This window comes from Robinsoniella sp. KNHs210 (genome assembly GCF_000686105.1).
Classification (GTDB): domain Bacteria; phylum Bacillota; class Clostridia; order Lachnospirales; family Lachnospiraceae; genus Robinsoniella; species Robinsoniella peoriensis.
The window spans coordinates 4,175,140-4,193,491 of the sequence record NZ_JMLZ01000002.1; the positions used below are offsets into that span (position 1 = coordinate 4,175,140).

Below are 18,352 nucleotides of genomic sequence, written 5' to 3' on the forward strand. Positions count from 1 at the left end.
AATGGGAAAAATCTCTATCAATACCATTTTTGAATAAAGAAAAAGATACGGTTTTTAATTCTGAAGAGCCGTATCTTTTTCTGTTTCTATTTAAATTTTATTGATAGTTATTTTTCATAAAGGATCTGAAATTTTATTCTGTTTTTTACTGTTCCGGAATGATATCTTACTTTCTGAGATCAGGAGGCCTGCCAAAGTAAGCAGCGTACCTGCAAGAGCCATTCCTGTAATTTTTTCATCAAGGACAATTACAGAAGTTACAACGGTGATTACCGGAACCATATAGATATAGATGCTGGTATTCACAGCGCCAAGTATTTTTACTGCAAAATTCCATGTTACAAAACAGAGTGCAGAAGCACCAAGTCCCAGGAATAATATATTAAATAGGTGTAGCGGCTGGGTGAAACGATCCAGACCCAGGCGGAAATCAAAGATAAACAGGGCAGGGATCATAAACAAAATGCCATAAAAGAAAATCCTTCTTGTTGTCTGTACCGTGCCATAGCCAAATGTGCTGATCTTTTTGGTCAGGATGGAATAGGCAGCCCATACAAAAGCAGCAAGTATAGCCAGTATGTCCCCGGTGGGATTCAATTGCAGATTTGAGCTTCCGTTAAAACTGATTAGAATAATACCGCTTATGGCGGCTAAAAATCCAATAAAGAAATTAGGCTTCAGTGATTCCCCTTTTAAAAACCAATGTGAAAATAAAGCAGTAAAAAAAGGAGCAATGGAAATAATCACACCTACGTTAGATGCCTGCGTATAGGTCAGGGCGATGTTTTCCAGAAGAAAATATAGTGTTACACCGCACAAGCCGGCTCCGGCAAACAGCCACTCCTGTTTCTTTTCCTTTGGATGGAATCGTTTGGGAGAAATAAGTAACAGGGCGATAAATCCAATGCTGAACCGAAAAAATAATATCTCAATGGGTGTAAACTCCCTTAAAAGTACTTTGGTGGAAATAAAGGTTGTTCCCCAGATCAGAATGGTAAGCACTGCTGCAAGATGTCCTGTAATATTTTTATTTTGTTTCATAATATTCCTTTCCGGGTCTGGGATTATCCTTAAATATATTCTGATATTGTTTTGGAGTAAGACCGATAAAGTCTTTGAAAAAATTTGAAAAATGGCTCTGATCCACAAATCCGGTCTGCATGGCAGCTTCAATTGGTTCTATGCCCTGTTCCAGCAATTTTTTTGCTTCATTTACCCGGACTGTTTCAAGGTAACGATATGGGGTTATACCTCTGAGTCTGGTAAAGGCTCGCAGTAAAGTATATTTATTCATACCTGCCAGGCTTGCCAGTTCATCCAGGCGGATATGTTCCGCATAATGTCCGCTTATGTAATCAAAGACAGTCTGTATAGCCGGACTGTTCTTATTTGGCGGTTGTTTATAAAACGGTTCCGCATAAAGCTCAATCAGCTGTTCTAATAAAAAGAAGAAAAGTTCTTCCTTTTCAAAATCCGGCTGCTGCTCCATAATGATCTGATGAAGCTTGTGTAATGGTTTCACATGGTCACTGCGATAAACAACATTTACTCCGAAATGTGGTAAAGAATCTTTTCCGGTGATTTCGTAAGCAGCTTTTTGCATAGCGTCCGGAAGAATATTAATGCAGCGGAAATCAAGCACACCGTTATCAATTTGCTCACAGATGTGATTTTCAAGCGGATTCAAAAGAATAATGTCTCCGGTTTCTATATTATATTCCCTGTTCTTACAGGTCAGGCGGCGGCTCCCTTTTTCAATAAAGCCGATTACATAATGCTCATGGAAATGGTTTGGGAACTTCTGCATAATCCCTTTGAAATGATATGCTTCCAGATTTAAATCACGGTCATACCGTATTGTACGTTTCTCAGACACTATAAAAACCTCCTTTTCGATTCAAGTATAACATAGAGGAAGAAAAATCTCTTGTATAATATTGACTCATTGTATGGTCTGTCTGAAAGCAATTTTAAAACATGCTCTAGTACTACAGCGAACAGTTTTTGAATTGGGGTTTAGTTGAGTAATGACGCTTTGTAAATGATAGGTAGTGTACGGAAAGAGAAGGGGGCGAGCCAGGACATTGATTTGGAAGGCTTACCGCAGAACTGGCATTTTCTAACCTTCCCGGAGCCCTTTTTGGCGGCACGCGGGCATTCGCTCCGAAATCCTGATGCATTTCGCAGCTCACTGCCCGCTTACAATCCGATGGGAGAAGTACTGCATTTTGCAATGCAGTACTGGTCGAATTGTATCCGCCAAAAAGCACTCTGGGAAGGTAAGTAAATACTCAGCTCTGCTATACGCCTTCCAAATCAATGTCCTGGCTCGCCCCCTTCTCTTTCCGGGATAGCATTCGTTGATACAAAGCTGGTTTTCTCAGAGTGGTGGGACCCTGGGGTTGTGGCATGCTGAACAATATTGGCGTTAAGCAACTGATCTTGAGAACGGGATTTGTTTTATATTCTGCAATCAGAAAAAGGAATAGACTTTCATCTTCTATTATGCATAAACTGACAAAATATACCGCTCTACATCCAATAAAGAACATCCATCTACACCCAGGGAATCTATCATGCTGAGAACGAGTAACATAAAGCAACTGAACTTATCACAGTGATTTGTTTCTTCATTCCAGAAAAAGTAGCAAACTTCCATCTCCTTTTACGCTTAAATAGCCGAAACATACTACGCTACATCCAATAAAGAACAGCCTGCCACAGCCCAGGGGTCCGACCATGCTGAGAAATTCAGCTTTGTGGCGGTAACATGAATCTCGGAAAGATGCCATTTTCCCACACTCATCTTTCCGTACACTACCTACATTTAAAAAGCGTCATTCCTCAGCTAAACCCCAATATAATAAACCATCAGGAAGTTTCTATTTCAAGTAATGATTCATAAGTTTATTTATAGTGAGCAGGGGGATTTTCTGGTTAGTGGCTTCTGTTATTTTCATCTAACCATTTGCAAATATAATAGCATATAATGCCGGCTATTACAGACATAAGAATGCTCAATATGTATTGCATAGAAGCATCCCCTTTCCGCTGGAAAGTATTAAAACAACATATTGTGTATAAAAATTACAAAAACACCTGATGGTTTCTATCTGCAAATGCTGTATTTTCACATTATAATCTAATTTTATCTAATACAATACGTACAAATTTATTAAAACTCTCAATCATCCCCGATCTCCCAATACGACCGATTAGCTAAGAAATCTTAGCATCTTGATAAGAACCTCCGTTTTATTAAAAAGTGAATCTGATATACTTAAATGTATAAATTTGAATACTGCGCCTATTCATATTTATGGAAAATATTAAATTCTAACTATGAGGGAGGTAACACATGAAGAAAAAAATAATGGCATTTTTGCTGAGCTTCAGCATGGTATTATCAGTGATTCCATCAATGGGAGTATCTGCAGAAGATACTGGTTTGGAGGCGGCAGAAGAAAGAGTACTGGTTGCATCTTATGACATGGGGCATGCAGATGGCAAACTGACGGATTCCAGTGGATTTGGAAATGATGCTCAACTGGTAGGTTTTGAGGATGGTGATTTCGCTGCAGAGGAGAATCAGGATCAGATTTTGAAATTTTCCGGTGACAAGGGAAAATACGTTGAAATTCCTTCCGGGCTGATTCAGAAAGAATCTTTTGCAATAGAAGCAACTTTTAAGACATCGGTAAAGGCTGGCCATTGGCTTTGGTGTTTGGGTACAAAGGAAGATAAGTGGCCAAATGTAAAAAATTACGTTTTTTTAAATCCTATGCAGGGGGACGGAACTTTGCGTGCCGGCATAAAAGATGCCAGCAATGAGCTCCTGTTTAAACAGAATCAGCGGATTGTGGCTGACCAATATTCTACGGTACGGCTGGATTTTGAAAACGGGACTGTGAAACTGATTGTGAATGGAGAAGAAAAAGAAGTGCTGGACACCGGTTACTCCATTCAAAAGCTATTAAAGGAAGGAACCGGGGATGATTTCTGCGGATATATCGGAAAATCTTTGTATACGCCCGATGATGCATTTAAAGGTACATTAACCCAATTTGATGTCTATTCTACGATTCGGGATACTTCTGAGGAAGGATTGGCAAAAGAGGATCTGGATGCCATAACATTACCCGGGGTTATGAGTGGGGACATTGCATTACCGGATACGGGAAGCGTTAATGGAAGCAGTATTGAGTGGACTTCTTCCGATGATTCAATTGTAAGTGATGACGGAAAGCTTGTATCAGTTCCACAAGAGGATGTCCAGGTGACATTGAACGCTGAAGCGTCTTATGGAAATAGCACTGCCGTGAAGGAATTTCATATCACGGTAAAAGGGTCAGATTCCCTCTTCCCGGAAGCCTATGAATCCCTTGAACTGCCTTACACAGAAGTGTATGGAAATATTACGCTGCCGTCACAGACTGAAAATGGATGTAATATAAGCTGGACCACAGCAGATGAATATAAGAGTATTGTAACCGTAGCCAAAGGGAAGGCAGCAGATGGCAGTGTGATACCGGCGGGTGTTGTAACCAGACCGGAAGATCAGGATACAGCAGTAACCGTAACAGCCGGATTTTCCTATAATGGCATGACTTATGCGGAAACAAAGGATTTCACTTTTACCGTAAAAAAACAACCGGAAGAACGGGGAAAAGATACTTCTTATGTTTTTGCTCATTTTACCGGATCTGAGAGCAGCACCAGTGATGAGCAGATCTATTTTGCAGCAAGTAAAGACGGAAGCCATTGGAGAGATCTAAATAATAGAAAGCCGGTTCTGACTTCTGATATTGGAGATAAGGGTGTCCGTGATCCATATCTGATACGATCTCCCGAAGGCGACAAGTTCTATCTTCTGGCGACAGACCTGAGCATAAAGAACAGGGGCGGCTGGGGAAACGCACAGGCCACTACAAAGGGCAGCACGAAACTGGTTATCTGGGAATCCACAGATTTAGTAAACTGGAGTGAGCCAAGACTTGCAGATGTTGCATCTAAAATTCCCGGAGGGGGATGTGCCTGGGCTCCTGAGGCGATTTATGATGATAATACCGGAGAGTATGTAGTATACTGGGCAACGGCATCTTCCGAGATGGCAGCGGAAGTCGGCGGCGATCCTATGAAAATGTACTATGCAAAAACCAGGGACTTCTATACCTTTACAGAACCACAATTGTGGATCAGCAGAGAAAATCATTCGATAATTGATACAACTATGATCAAAGACGGGGATACATATTATCGTGCTTCCGGTGATGGGCAGATTACCATAGAGAAGAGTAAGTCCATTTATGATGGCTGGGAAATAATCGGCACCTTAAGTAACATTTTCAATAATAATAATTACAGTGGTGGAAAGTTAGAGGGACCAGAATTTTTTAAATATTGCGAGGATGACCGCCTGAATAATGCAGATGGCAATCCGGTGGATACATGGGGGTTAATGTGCGATCAGTATGCAGAAGGAAAGGGGTATCTTCCATTTCGTTCAACTAATCTCGGGGATATGAGTACCCAGAGCTGGACGGCGGCCACCGATATTAATTTTGACAGTTTAAAAAAGCGTCATGGGACGATTCTTACTGTTACAGATGATGAGTATGCAGCTCTTATGAAAGCCTATACGGATGATGCAGAAGAAAATACCGAAGAAGAACAGGAAGATCCTGTTTTGCAGTACACATTTGAGGAGAAAAACGACCTTATTTATGGAAGCGGTGCAACAGTAAAAGCATATGCTGATCCAGGGGAAGGAAATCAGAATTATCTTTATCTGGATGGAGGAACAAACGCATGGGCACAACTACCGGATGGATTTTTTGACGGACGGAATAAGATGACAATTTCTATGGATGTCATGACGGAACTGTCGGACGGGAATTTCTTTACCTTTGCATTTGGACAGGATACGGATCGGTACTATTTCCTGAGAATGAGAGGAAATACTTTGAGAAGTGCAATTACCCGCTCTTCATATGGCAATGAATCTGCTGTATCCCACACACTGGCCGGAGCAGCTGTGAAGCAGTGGCACAATGTGAAGGCAGTTATAGATAAGAATACGATGCGCGTTTACGTAGATGGCATCCTGGCAGGTGAAAACAAGAATCTAACTACTTCAGTTACTGAATTAGGGAAGAATCTGAAAAGTTATCTTGGAAAATCTTTCTATAGTGCAGACCGGAATTTCAAAGGAGGATTTGACAATATAGCCATTTACAACAGAGCACTGTCGGCAGATGAAATTGCAGAAGAGGCAGGTGTAGGTCTTGTTGCAGATGGTCTGGTAGGAACTGCACCGGACCGGGATACGGCACTTACTTACCGTGGCACCGATGATCACAGCGCTGTTCGTACCGAAGTGGACATTGAAAATAAAGTGATTACATCCTACGTGAGAAAAGGATGCGACCTTACAAAGGTACCTGTAACCCTGACATTTACAAGAGAAGAAGTAAGCATTTGGAATGGCAGCCGGGAATGGGAAAACGGCGGTACCCTGGATTTGAGCCGGGATTGTGTGATAACGGTAAAAAAAGGAGATAAGGCAGAGGAATGGACGATAAAAACACCGGTGGTATCCAATAACCCGGTACTGCCAGGACAGTATGCAGATCCAGACATTGATTATATGGACGGAAAATTCTGGATATTCCCGACAACAGATGGATACCCCTCCTGGAGCGGAACGGCCTTCCATGCATTTTCTTCAACTGATATGGTGGACTGGGTGGATGAAGGCATCATTATGGATGTGGAAAATGATAAACCTGGTTTGAATGACAAAGGAGTGCAGATTGCAGCATCACCGTGGTCAGTGGGAAGTGCATGGGCGCCAACCATTGAAGAAAGAAACGGGAAATATTATTTCTATTACTGTGCGAAGTTTCCAAATGGGCAGTCTGCCATCGGTGTTGCACAGGCGGATCATCCCCAGGGACCTTATACCGATAAGGGGGAGGCACTCGTTACAGTACAGATGTGCAAAGATGCGGGGGTAAGCATGGGCCAGGCGATCGATCCTTCCATCTTTACAGATGATGACGGGAAAGTCTATATGACATTCGGCAATGGAAATGCGGCGATTGTAGAACTGAACGATGACATGATGAGTGTGAAAGAAGGAACCTTAAAGCAGATTAATAATCTCAGAGATTTCCGGGAGTCTGTGGTAATTACTAAAGCAGGCGGTAAATATCACTGGACATGGTCCTGTGATGATGCAAACAGTCCGAATTACCATGTAAATTATGGTGTCTCAGACACGCTGGACAGTGCAATCAGTCTTCGTGGAACCTTACTGCAAAAAGATACGGAAAAAGGAATACTGGGCAGTGCTCATCAATCCGTCCTTCATGTAAAAGACGGCAAAGGCCAGGATCGCTATTTTATGTCCTACCATCGTTTCTATACACCGCTGGATATTTTCCTGGACTCCGATGGACTTGGAAAACACCGGGAGACTTGTATCGATGAAATCTTCTTTGATGAAGACGGATATATGACAATCACTCCTACAATGGAAGGTGTGGCATCTGTTCAAATGAAAGAGGATGAGCCGGAAATAGTAAATAAAGATCAATTGCAGGCTGAAATAAACCAGGCAATCGGAGAAGGCCAGAAAGACAGCTATACCAAAGAGAGCTGGGCGAAGTATGCGGATGCGCTGTCTTATGCAAAAGAAGTGCTGGGCTTAGAAAGCGCTGACCAGGAAACAGTAGATACCGCACTTTTAAATCTTCAGACTGCCCGGGCTGCATTGGTAAAAGTTCCGGAAGTAAAACCGGATCCGGATACTAAGCCCCAGCCTGTCGCTGTAAAAAGTGTCACATTAAATAAACAGTCCTTAACCATGACGCTAAAAGAAAATATGGTTCTTACTGCTAACGTTTCACCGGAAAATGCAGCTAATAAAAAGGTGTTATGGAGCACCTCAGACAGTGGAAAAGTGACGGTAGAACAAAATGGAAAAATCACAGCCAAAAAGCCCGGTACGGCTTATATTACGGTAACTACTGCTGACGGTGGCAAAAAAGCAGTATGTAAAGTAGTAGTGAAAAAGCCGGTTATCAAACTTACCTACAGCAGACTTTCGCTGCAGGCAAAGAAATCTACTACGGCTGTACGACTGAAATCATCAGTGCCGTCCGGAGAAAAGATAAAGTCGGCAAAAAGCAGTAAGAAAAATATAGCATCCGTGTCTGTTAAAAATGGAAAGCTCACGATAAAAGGCAAAAAGACAGGAACATCTTATGTGACGGTAACCACCACCAACGGCGGTACAGCTAAAGTTAAAATAACGGTGAAAAAGAAAGTAAACGTAACCAAATTAACCTTAGATAAAAAAGTCACTATAAAGAAAGGGAAAAGGCTGACGCTGAAAGCGGTAAAATCACCTGTAACTGCAACCAGTAAAATCACATGGAAAAGCTCCAATAGAAAGATTGCGGAAGTTACATCCAAAGGGGTAGTAAAGGCAATAAAGAAAGGGGATGTAACGATTACCGCTATCAGCAGCAATGGTAAGAAAGCAAAATGCAAGGTTCATGTGAGATAAAGTGTGAAAGAAAATCACTTTCACACTGCTGATTCCATTCATTACCTAATCTATGGACAAATTTTGGTGTGTAAAGCTTTTATCAGGAGAGAATTGTTTATGAAAAAGAAAAATATAGTCAGCAGAATAATAGCAGGGGCAATGGCAGGCATTATGGCGGTGACTGCATTGCCGCAGCTAAGTATGCCGGACGTAAGGGCAGAGGAAGTTTTCCAGGCAGACCAGGAGTTAATTGCCCATTATCCATTGGAAACGGATGCCCTTGATGTGTCCGGGAATGAATATCATGGAGCAGTACTGGGAGAAGGGGTGACGTTTACGGGGGAATCTTTGAATTTACCCGGAGGAAAGTCAAACAGTAACGATTATGTATCGCTGCCCCAGGGGATTTTTGATCATCAGGATCAGTTAACGATTTCCATGTGGATTAAAAATAATGATACAAAAGGAAATTACGCTGCTTTCTTCTTTGGGACAAAAGCAAAAGGGGTTTTGCCCGTCAATTATTTATTACTGAATCCCTGTAATCCCAAAGGTACCTATAAAGCGGTATTGACGGATTCTATTAATGAATCGGCACCTTACAATACGGAAGCCGGAATCAGTAATACGGTTTCCACAACTGAATATATGAACCAGTGGGCTTATTATACGGTGGTTCTCGATACGGCAGGAGAAGGTGGGAATGGCAAAACACTGACTGCATATCTGAATGGAGAGCATATCGGTACTGCCAGCCTGACAAGAAGTGTATCTGATTTTGGAGAAGGACTGGTATCCCTCATCGGCAAGTCAGAGTATCTGGAGGATCCTTTGTTTAAAGGTTCCTTCCGTGACCTGCGTATTTATGGGAAATGTCTAGGGGATACGGAAGTTAACGGTTTGTATGAAACTGCATTTAACAGAAATGAACTGCTGGAAGCAAAGGAAGGCCTCACTCTTGGAGATACCTCCAAAGTGATTGCCAATCTTACGCTTCCGGAAACCGTGGGAAATGATGTGTCTATTACCTGGGAATCATCCGATCCCACGGTAATAGACCATACAGGAAAAGTGACATTGTCAGACACCTTACAGAATGTAACCCTTACGGCAGTACTTATGCGAAATGGGGAAACGGTGTCAAAAGAATTTGAGGTAACCGTAATAGCAGCAGACGGAGTATTGGCGGAGGCCATGAGCCGGGTAAATGTGCCGTATGCCATCACGGATAAAACCGTGCTGCCCACAAGTCTGGGTGATGGAATTACTGTAAGCTGGGAATGTAGCGATCCGTCGGTGATAGCCGGTGATGGTACAATTACGGCTCAGGATCAGAACATGCAGTTAGAGCTGAAAGCAGCTATTGCAAAGGGCGATCAGCTGGCATATAAAGAATTTGTGGTTTTGGTAATGGAAAAAACCGCAAATTACGTTATGAGCTATACCCGAAACGGCAATACGGAATTAACTGACAGTATGCATCTGGCTTACAGTGCGGATGGAGGTGAGTATACTTCTTTAAATTACAATACGGGTATCCTTTATCCAAAAGCTGATCTGGAAGAAAAGGCAGCAAACACCATTGCAGGAACCACAAAGCGTCTGCGCAGTCCGTATCTGTTTCGTATGGCGGACGGAAAAATAGGCGTAACCGCTGTGCGCACTGATGCTGCAGGTGACAAAAATGCAAAAGGAAAGATTTTACTTTATACAACGGATGATCTTATGGAATATGAAGATTATGGACTGATTTCCTTACATACGGAACTTGCAGTTACGGAACCCAGGTGTGAGTACGACGGTGTAAATAAAGTATATCGGATCACATGGAAGGGTTCTGACGGCAGGTTGTACTGCAGCACCACGGCAGACTTTGTAGAGATCAGTGCACCGGAAGAAATAACAGGCAGGGAGAACATAGCAGTATCTGCTCAAATTGCGGGAGCTGTACCATGCAATATCCTTCCGGTAACCATGTCTGAGGCACAAGGGCTTACTGCTAAACTGCTTCCAATTGAAAATACAGGAATAGAAGAACAAAAATTTCAGTTTGCCACAAAGGCAGGCCAGGAACTTACAAAGGATGATATTGCTTCCGTTATCAAGGCTAAATATAGTGACGGAACAGAAAAAGAGATTAAAGTGAATTGGGATGCCAACAGCTTAAAGTCAATTAATTTTAACAAAGCGGGCACCTATCAGATAAACGGCACAGCCAAATTGACCAAATATCCGGTTTTGAATGGAAGAGCTGATCCGGACATCTATTTCTATAATGGAAAGTATTATTTTATAGCAACCGGGGAAACGGCAAACCAGTCCCAGATTAACATCCGGGAAGCCGATACACCACTGGGACTGTTTGGTGCCACAGATCATGAACTGATCCCAAATGTGAGAAAACCAAGATGGGCTCCGGAACTCCATGAAATAAACGGTAAGTTATACATTTTCCTTGCCGTTGGTGATGATTGGAAGCAGGTACAATCCAGTATTATGGAATTAAAAGAAGGCGGAAATCCGACGAATAAGAATGACTGGAAAGAGGCCGTCAGAGTCCGTAAACAGGATGGAAGCTATCTCTATGAAGACGGTATTACACTGGATATGACTTATTTTGAAGTGAACGGAATTTCCTATGTGTGCTGGGCACAGCGTGAGATGACAAGTGACAGGGGATTTGGAACATCCGATCTCTATATTGCAGCCATTGATAAAGAAAATCCATATCAGCTGACCAGCGATCCTATGTGCATACTGCGTCCCCAGTATGGATGGGACCGTTTTGATGCCACCGTTGATGAAGGTCCTTATGTGATTCAAAGGGATGGAACTGTGTATATGACTTTTTCAGGTTCCAGCGTCAGCAATACCTATTGCGTGGGGCTGTTAACTGCAGCTGCGGAAAGTGACCTGCTGGATGCGGCAAGCTGGAAGGAGACCGGATACCCCATATTGCAGGCGGAAAGTGTTGCAGGGGAGGGCGGACCGGGCCACAGCGCTTTTACCGTAGATGAAGATGGCAATGACTTATTTGTATATCACATGAAACCAAATGGAGGGACCAGGAGTGCCAGTGCAAGACGTGTTCACTGGGCAGCTGATGGGACTCCTGTACTGGATATGACCGTTGACCGGGAATTAAAAGAGGAATACCGTTCGGTTGCAGGAACCATTATTGTAGAAGAAGGGGATGTGCCGGAAGATCAAAGGATCGTTGCTGCCGATAAGGAGGCGCTGACGCTGAATGGCGTAACAGAAAATATTGTAAAAGGAAATCTGACCCTTTCATCTGAGGGAAAAAATGGTTCGCAGATCACCTGGATTTCTGATAAAGAAGAAGTAATTTCTGCAGTATCTTCTGAAAATAAAGCTTATGCGGCTACACCTGCCGGAACGGTGACAAGAGGTAGTAAGGATCAGAAAGTTACCCTGCGTGCGGTGATCCGGTATGGGACTTTTGAGGATACGAAGACATTTAACGTGACAGTTAAAGCAAAAGAAGCAGCTAAGGATTATGTGGGATATCTGTATGCATATTTCAGCGGAGATGAATCCAGGATGGATGACCAGCAGATTTACTTTGCTCTTAGCAAAGATGGAATTACCTGGAGTGATCTGAATGAAAATAATCCGGTATTAACTTCTGCGCTGGGAGATAAAAGCGTCCGGGATCCTTATATTATCCGTTCTGCGGAAGGTGACCGTTTTTATCTGATCGCTACAGATCTGGATATCCGAAATGGCAGGTATGGAAACCAGTGGTGGACTTCCAGAGATGGAAGCAAAGACCTGATCATCTGGGAATCTAGGGATCTGGTAAACTGGACAAACCACCGGGCAGTAGATGTGGGAAGTTCCATACAGGCAGACCACGTATGGGCACCGGAAGCAATTTATGATGAAATAACCGGGGAATATCTGGTTTACTGGTCCAGTTCCGTGAAAACAGACCAGTATGAAAAGAGCAGAATTTATGTTGCAAAGACCAGGGACTTTTATACATTCACCGAACCTGAAGTTTATTCGGATGACCCCAATGGCAATATAGATGCTTCCATTTTAAAGGTGGGGCAGAAATATTACCGCCTGATTAAGGATGACAGGGAGGCATATGTTACGCTGGAATCTGCGGATCAGTTACTCAGCTATGGGGATGGAGAAAAAAACAGAGGATCTGTATTTAAAAAAATAAAGAACACAGAGCTGGAAAGTTACAAAGGCTATTATGAAGGTCCTACAATGTTCCGATTTCTGAATGAAAATAAATGGTGTGCCCTGGTTGATGAATATGGAGGGGCAAAAAGAGGCTATATACCTTTTATTTCAGAGGATATTGGTGCAGAAAACAGTCTGCATCTCATGAAGGATGACACCTATCTGATGCCTACCGGCGCAAAGCACGGGACTGTGATTCCGGTAACGCAGGAAGAATTCGATGCCTTGCAGGAAAAGTGGATTGTAAAATCAAACATGGGACAACAGGAAGAGCCAGTTTTGGAATATAATTTTGAAGAAAAATCAGATGGCACAATTACTGATGTTTCCGGAAATGGAAACCACGGCAAGACATATGGTAATGCAGTTTTCAAAAAGGATGCTGAAAAAGGGCATGTATTATATCTGGACGGCAGCAGCGGAACCTATGCAGAATTCCCCAGAGGGCTTTTTGACGGTTGCGATGAAATGACGATAGAAATGGATGTAAAGCCGGAGATCACAAGTAACTTCTTCTTTACATTCGGCGTGGGACAGGACAGCAGCAAGTATATGTTCCTCCGAACCAAACCCGGGAATATCCGAAATGCCATAACCACTCAGGGTAACGGGAAAGAGCGGGATGTTCAGACCAATGGTTCTTACCAGGGCAAGGGGAGTAAGGTTGCAATCGTAATGAACGGTCACAGCATGTCGCTGTATATTGATGGTGTTCTGGCTGACAAACGGGATTACGTGCGTTCTGTCAGTGATCTGGGATCGAATCTGCTGGCATATCTGGGCAAATCTTTTTATAGTAACGATCCTTATTTTAAGGGATCCTTTGATAATGTCAAAGTTTATAACCGGGTTTTAAGTGCTAAAGAGCTGGGAGGAGATGATCCGGAATTAGATATCAGCAAAGACCTGCTGGCGCATTACAAACTGGAAGATGACGGTAAAGATGCTTCCGGCAAACAAAAAGATGCCGTGATGGGTGGTAAAGGAACACATTTTACAGATGGTGTACTGTGCCTTGATGGGGGAGCAAAGTCCGATAAAAATTATGTGACACTGCCGGTAGGGCTGTTTGACGGACAAAACAGTACAACCATCTCCATGTGGATCAAAAATAAGAATACGAAAATGAATACAGCTGTATTTTCCTTTAGCGGAAAAAAGAAGACAGGAATTTATCCGGCGGATTATTTTATTTTGAATCCCTGTAATACGGATGGTTATTATAAGGCGGTATTTACAGATCCGGCTGCCGGCAGCACGGCGAATCCATGGACTACAGAGGTGGGAATCAATAACTCCAGCCAGAACAGTATCAGTACTTTGGATTATATGAACCAGTGGGCTTACTATACGGTGACAATTACAAAAGACCGGATAACCGGATATTTGAATGGAAAGAAAGTAGGAACATCAGAAATCCATAACAAGACAGTAGCTGACTTCGGAGAAAAACTGTCGGCATATATTGGGGCATCGGAGTATGCAGATGATACCTTCGCAGGAAATTTCTGTGACCTGAGAATCTACAGCAGAGAATTCAATATGTCAGAAGTTTCAGATTTATATCAGAATTCCCTGCCGGTTAAACAAGTAAAAGAGGCAAGGGCATCCTTGAAAATAGGGAATGGATTATCTGTGACCGGGAACCTGGACCTTCCTGTTCAGGCAGGAGAATGCACCGTTAAATGGAAATCCGGCCAGCCTGCTGTAGTAGAAGAAAACGGAACGGTACACTTCCAAAAGGATGAAACGACGGTGACGCTGACAGCAGTGATCAGCAGCGGTGCGTACGCAGAAGAATCCGTATATGAACTGACAATAGCATCTGAGAAAGATGCAGCAGCAGGGCGTTACCGGACCGCACTGAGTATTCCTAAGTATATCTCCTGCAATATGCAGACGGAAGTAAATGGAGAGGCAGTCATCTGGTCAAGTGAACCAAAGGGCGTAATCGATGCAGACGGTACTGTTCACCGCCCCGCCGGAGATCAGGAAAACAAGGAGATTATGGTAAAAGCTGTGATTGGGGATACCGTGATCACAAAACAGGCGACAGTTATGGCAGAAGGAGGGCAGATTTTAAGCTACGTAGTAAAGGGCGGGAACCTTTATACAGGAGAAGGAGATCTTCTGGCTGCATCCGACAGCAGACGTTCCGATGCATTATTCCTGGCAGCGCGGGATCAGGTTTCCGATGAGTTTATGCCATTGAATAAAGGCAAGGCGGTATTATATGTAAAATGGGATAAAGACCAGAAAACAAATCCGGACAATCAGATGGGTTCACCGGTATTGTTCCGCTATCAAGACGGAAGTCTGGGGGCAGCAGCATCGGGAAATAATAAGAAGGATGGAATTTATATCTGGGATACCAGGGAAACCACAAGCTTTGAAAACGAAAGGTATCTGGTTCTGAATACGGAAGGTAAGGAAGTACAGGATCCGGATGTGGTTTATGATTCCATGTCAGAATGCTATAAAATATTCTGGAAGGATGAGCAGGGCACTTCTTATGTAAGTATGCTGAGTAATCTGAATGCAGGATCCACACCTGTCATAACAGAAGAAGCAGACTATGAAAAGGCAGCGCTGTCTGCAGCAGTTCCGGAAAATGCAGTGATGGAACAGTCTGCCATATTTGAAGCAGACAGGGAAGAATATAAGGCATTCACAAAGAAATACGAAACCATCCGCAATACAGGAGTTGAGTCCGTTGTTATCCGGGCAAATACCGGAGACAAGGTAACACTGCCGGAAACGGTGACCGCAGACTACAGCGATGGAAGCACTAAGAACCTGGGGGTAAAATGGAATCAGCAGGATCTGGATAAGATCGCAAACGGACAGGCAGGAACCTATGAAATATCCGGAGAAGTACAGCAGGATTCCTATGCATATCCATTTATTGAGGAACGTGCCGATCCCCATATCTTTTATAATGAAGATGACGGTTATTACTATTCAACCGGTTCCTATTATGAGAAAAACATGAACTGGAATAACGAAAGTGATGCACGTAATAATTCCTACAGAAAGCTGGATATCCGGCGTGCAAAGACAATAGAAGGACTGAAAACAGCTAATGAGCATTACATTATGGAATCAAAAATTGGTGATCGATGGGGTTCCTTTATCTGGGCGCCTGAATTCCATAAAATCAATGGAAAATGGTATTGTATCGTAGGAGCACATGATTTTGGTACTGCAGGAATTAAAAATGACACCGATTGGGGATGGTGCAGCAGGTCCATACTTATTCCTTACGAGGGAAGCGCAGAGCAGATGAAGAACGGCGGAATGCTGAATGCTGACCAGTGGGGGACGCCAATCGAAATGAACCTCCCGGCTCCGGCAAATGCATCCTTTGATGTCTCTTATTATGAAGATGAAGGGGGACAGGGGTACTATATAATACCAAGTGCTGCAAATCTTTATGTCATAAAGGCAAAGGGCGGTGAAGGTGTGATTCCTCAGCCCGAGGGAAGTCCGCAGTTAATTAAATCCGGTCAGTGGCCCTGGGAGTACGGCGTCTATGAAGGTTCCATTACAGTAAATAATCCGGAGGGAAATGACCAGTTAGTCGTAGAAGGACCGTATCTGTTCTCTTATGGAGATAAAGTTTATATCAGCTATTCGGCGGCTACGGTTGATAAATTTTACACCCTTGGTCTGATGATGGCGGATAAAGGCAGTGACATCATGAATCCGGACAGCTGGACCAATATTAATTATCCGGTACTCAGTTCCTATGATACGGCAGACGGATCCATCGGAGGAGGCCGGCACGTCGGCGGAGGACATAATTCCGTGGTTCTGGATGAATATGGGAACCTGGCACTTGTCTACCATGCGCGTCCATATCCGGACCCACATGCAGGCAAACCCGGTGCCGGAGGACTGTTTGACCCTTGCCGCCATACCGTAGTCAAAAGTATAAATGTGGCTTTCGATGGGACGCTGCTCTTCAATATGACTGCCGAAGAAGAACTGGATCCTGCCTATAAGAATATCAAGGCAGTCGTCTATATCAGCGTTAAAGAGGCAGCAGATAAGACAGCGTTGAAAGAACTGATTCAAAATGCAAAGAAGACAGACACTGCCAAGTATACAGAAGCTTCTGTAAAAGTGATGAAGGAAGCTCTGGCGAAAGCAGAAGCGGTAATGAATAAAGCAGATGCTTCCCAAAGTGAAACAGACCAGGCCGCGGCAGCGCTTAAAAATGCAATTGCGAAGCTGGAGCCAAAGAAGGAAGTTCCGGTACCTGAGAAGATCTCCGTGCAGGGAGTGCAGCTAAATAAAAAAGTATTCACCATGAAGGTAAAATCAAAAGTGACGCTGACGGCAGTTATCACTCCTTCCAATGCATCCAACAAGGCAGTTTCCTGGACTTCATCCAATAAGTCGGTAGCTTCTGTGAACGGGAACGGTATAATCCTGGCAGGAAAACCGGGAACAGCAGTGGTTACTGTATGTACTGCAGACGGAGGAAAGAAAGCAAGCTGTACTATAACAGTAAAGGCGCCTGTAATTAAATTAAATGCCAGAGCCATCACCTTACAGGTGAAAAAAACAACCACTGCAGTAAAGATAAGCTCTTCTTCCCCGGCTGGTGAGAAGATACGGTCAGCCAAGTCCGGTAATAAAAAACTGGTATCCGTAAAGGTGAAAAAAGGTAAATTATCTATCACCGGAAAGAAAAAGGGAAGTACTTATATCACCGTAACAAGTACTTTATGCGGTAAGGTGAAACTGAATGTCAAAGTACAGACCGGGAAAGTAGTCACGAAGAGCATCAAGCTGGATAAGAAGCTGAAGATCCCAAAAGGAAAATCCCTCGCTCTGAAAGCCGTAAGATATCCGGTTACTGCAACAGAAAAGCTGGAATGGACCAGTTCCAACAAAAAAGTAGCAAAAGTCACTTCCAAGGGTCTGGTAAAGGCAAAAAAGAATGGGACAACAACCATTACCGTTAAAAGCAGCAATGGTAAGAGTGCAAAATGTAAGATTACGGTAAAGTAAAATGTAAAACGGAGGGTTGACAAATCTGTTTATCTGCGCTATGATAAAATCAGTTAAAAAGCTAATATGTATGTGCGTAGTTGCACAAAGAAATCCCCCGCAGGTCCTTTCTGCGAGGGATTTTTTAGTTAGCTGTTGCTGTTATTTCCATCTAACCATTTGCAAATATAGTAGCAAATAATACCTGCTATCACGGATATTAAAAAGCTTAATATGTATTGCATAGGAGCACCTCCTTCCTGCTGGAAAGAGTCAACAGCATATATATTATAACTTATAAAATATAATATGTATAGTAGTATTTAAGGGATTTAAAAATAGTGATTATAAAGCAACTTAATATATGAAGAATTATTCGACTAGTTCAAATATGGAACTATAATATTGGGATACAGTCATTCTATTGCAAATCCTATTAGATATAAGACTTATATTTTAATAGAGAAAGCAAAAATCAAAAATTCATTTTGTACATAAATCCAAAGATAGTGCAAGAATTTTCAAACATGTTACAAGCAATTATCCCCATGTTTTGTTATGCTAAGAAAAAGCAAACAGGAG

General features: G+C 42.9%; 6 protein-coding genes. 3 read left to right on the plus strand and 3 right to left on the minus strand.

Translation table 11 applies throughout. The features are described 5' to 3' along the window. Positions 1 to 114: 114 nt before the first annotated feature. Both CD03_RS0124595 and CD03_RS0124600 read right to left on the minus strand, forming a co-directional pair. Positions 115 to 1,041, minus strand: coding sequence for a DMT family transporter (locus CD03_RS0124595; RefSeq protein ID WP_027295884.1), 927 nt, complete (start codon positions 1,039 to 1,041; stop codon positions 115 to 117). After that, positions 1,028 to 1,876, minus strand: a complete 849-nt coding sequence (locus CD03_RS0124600) for a helix-turn-helix domain-containing protein (protein WP_081820370.1) — start codon at positions 1,874 to 1,876, stop codon at positions 1,028 to 1,030. Before CD03_RS0124600 ends, CD03_RS0124595 begins: the two co-directional genes overlap by 14 nt. A gap of 165 nt (positions 1,877 to 2,041) precedes the next feature. Here CD03_RS0124600 and CD03_RS0124605 point away from each other — a divergent pair, with 165 nt between their 5' ends. Further along, positions 2,042 to 2,287: a hypothetical protein gene (locus CD03_RS0124605; protein WP_027295886.1), complete on the plus strand. Its 246-nt coding sequence runs from the start codon at positions 2,042 to 2,044 to the stop codon at positions 2,285 to 2,287. 402 nt (positions 2,288 to 2,689) lie between these two features. Here the strand turns inward: CD03_RS0124605 and CD03_RS39045 are convergent, their stop codons facing one another. Then, complete coding sequence (locus CD03_RS39045) at positions 2,690 to 2,818, minus strand: hypothetical protein (RefSeq protein ID WP_255348118.1); 129 nt, start codon at positions 2,816 to 2,818, stop codon at positions 2,690 to 2,692. Between the two features lie 540 nt (positions 2,819 to 3,358). On the opposite strand from CD03_RS39045, the gene CD03_RS36480 reads away from it, so the two are divergent. Both CD03_RS36480 and CD03_RS0124625 read left to right on the plus strand, forming a co-directional pair. Then, on the plus strand, positions 3,359 to 8,572 hold the full coding sequence (locus CD03_RS36480) for a family 43 glycosylhydrolase (protein ID WP_052377962.1): 5,214 nt from the start codon (positions 3,359 to 3,361) through the stop codon (positions 8,570 to 8,572). 99 nt (positions 8,573 to 8,671) lie between these two features. After that, a complete protein-coding gene (locus tag CD03_RS0124625) occupies positions 8,672 to 17,791 on the plus strand; it encodes a family 43 glycosylhydrolase (RefSeq protein WP_027295888.1) in 9,120 nt (3,039 codons plus the stop codon). The last annotated feature ends 561 nt before the right edge of the window (positions 17,792 to 18,352 follow it).

What these genes read in the sequence shown, in the direction of transcription:
- CD03_RS0124605 (WP_027295886.1), top strand. Translation starts at nt 2,042, where the DNA reads ATGATAGGTAGTGTACGGAAAGAGAAGGGGGCGAGCCAGGACATTGAT.
- CD03_RS0124625 (WP_027295888.1), top strand. Translation starts at nt 8,672, where the DNA reads ATGAAAAAGAAAAATATAGTCAGCAGAATAATAGCAGGGGCAATGGCA.
- CD03_RS0124595 (WP_027295884.1), bottom strand. Translation starts at nt 1,041, where the DNA reads ATGAAACAAAATAAAAATATTACAGGACATCTTGCAGCAGTGCTTACC.
- CD03_RS36480 (WP_052377962.1), top strand. Translation starts at nt 3,359, where the DNA reads ATGAAGAAAAAAATAATGGCATTTTTGCTGAGCTTCAGCATGGTATTA.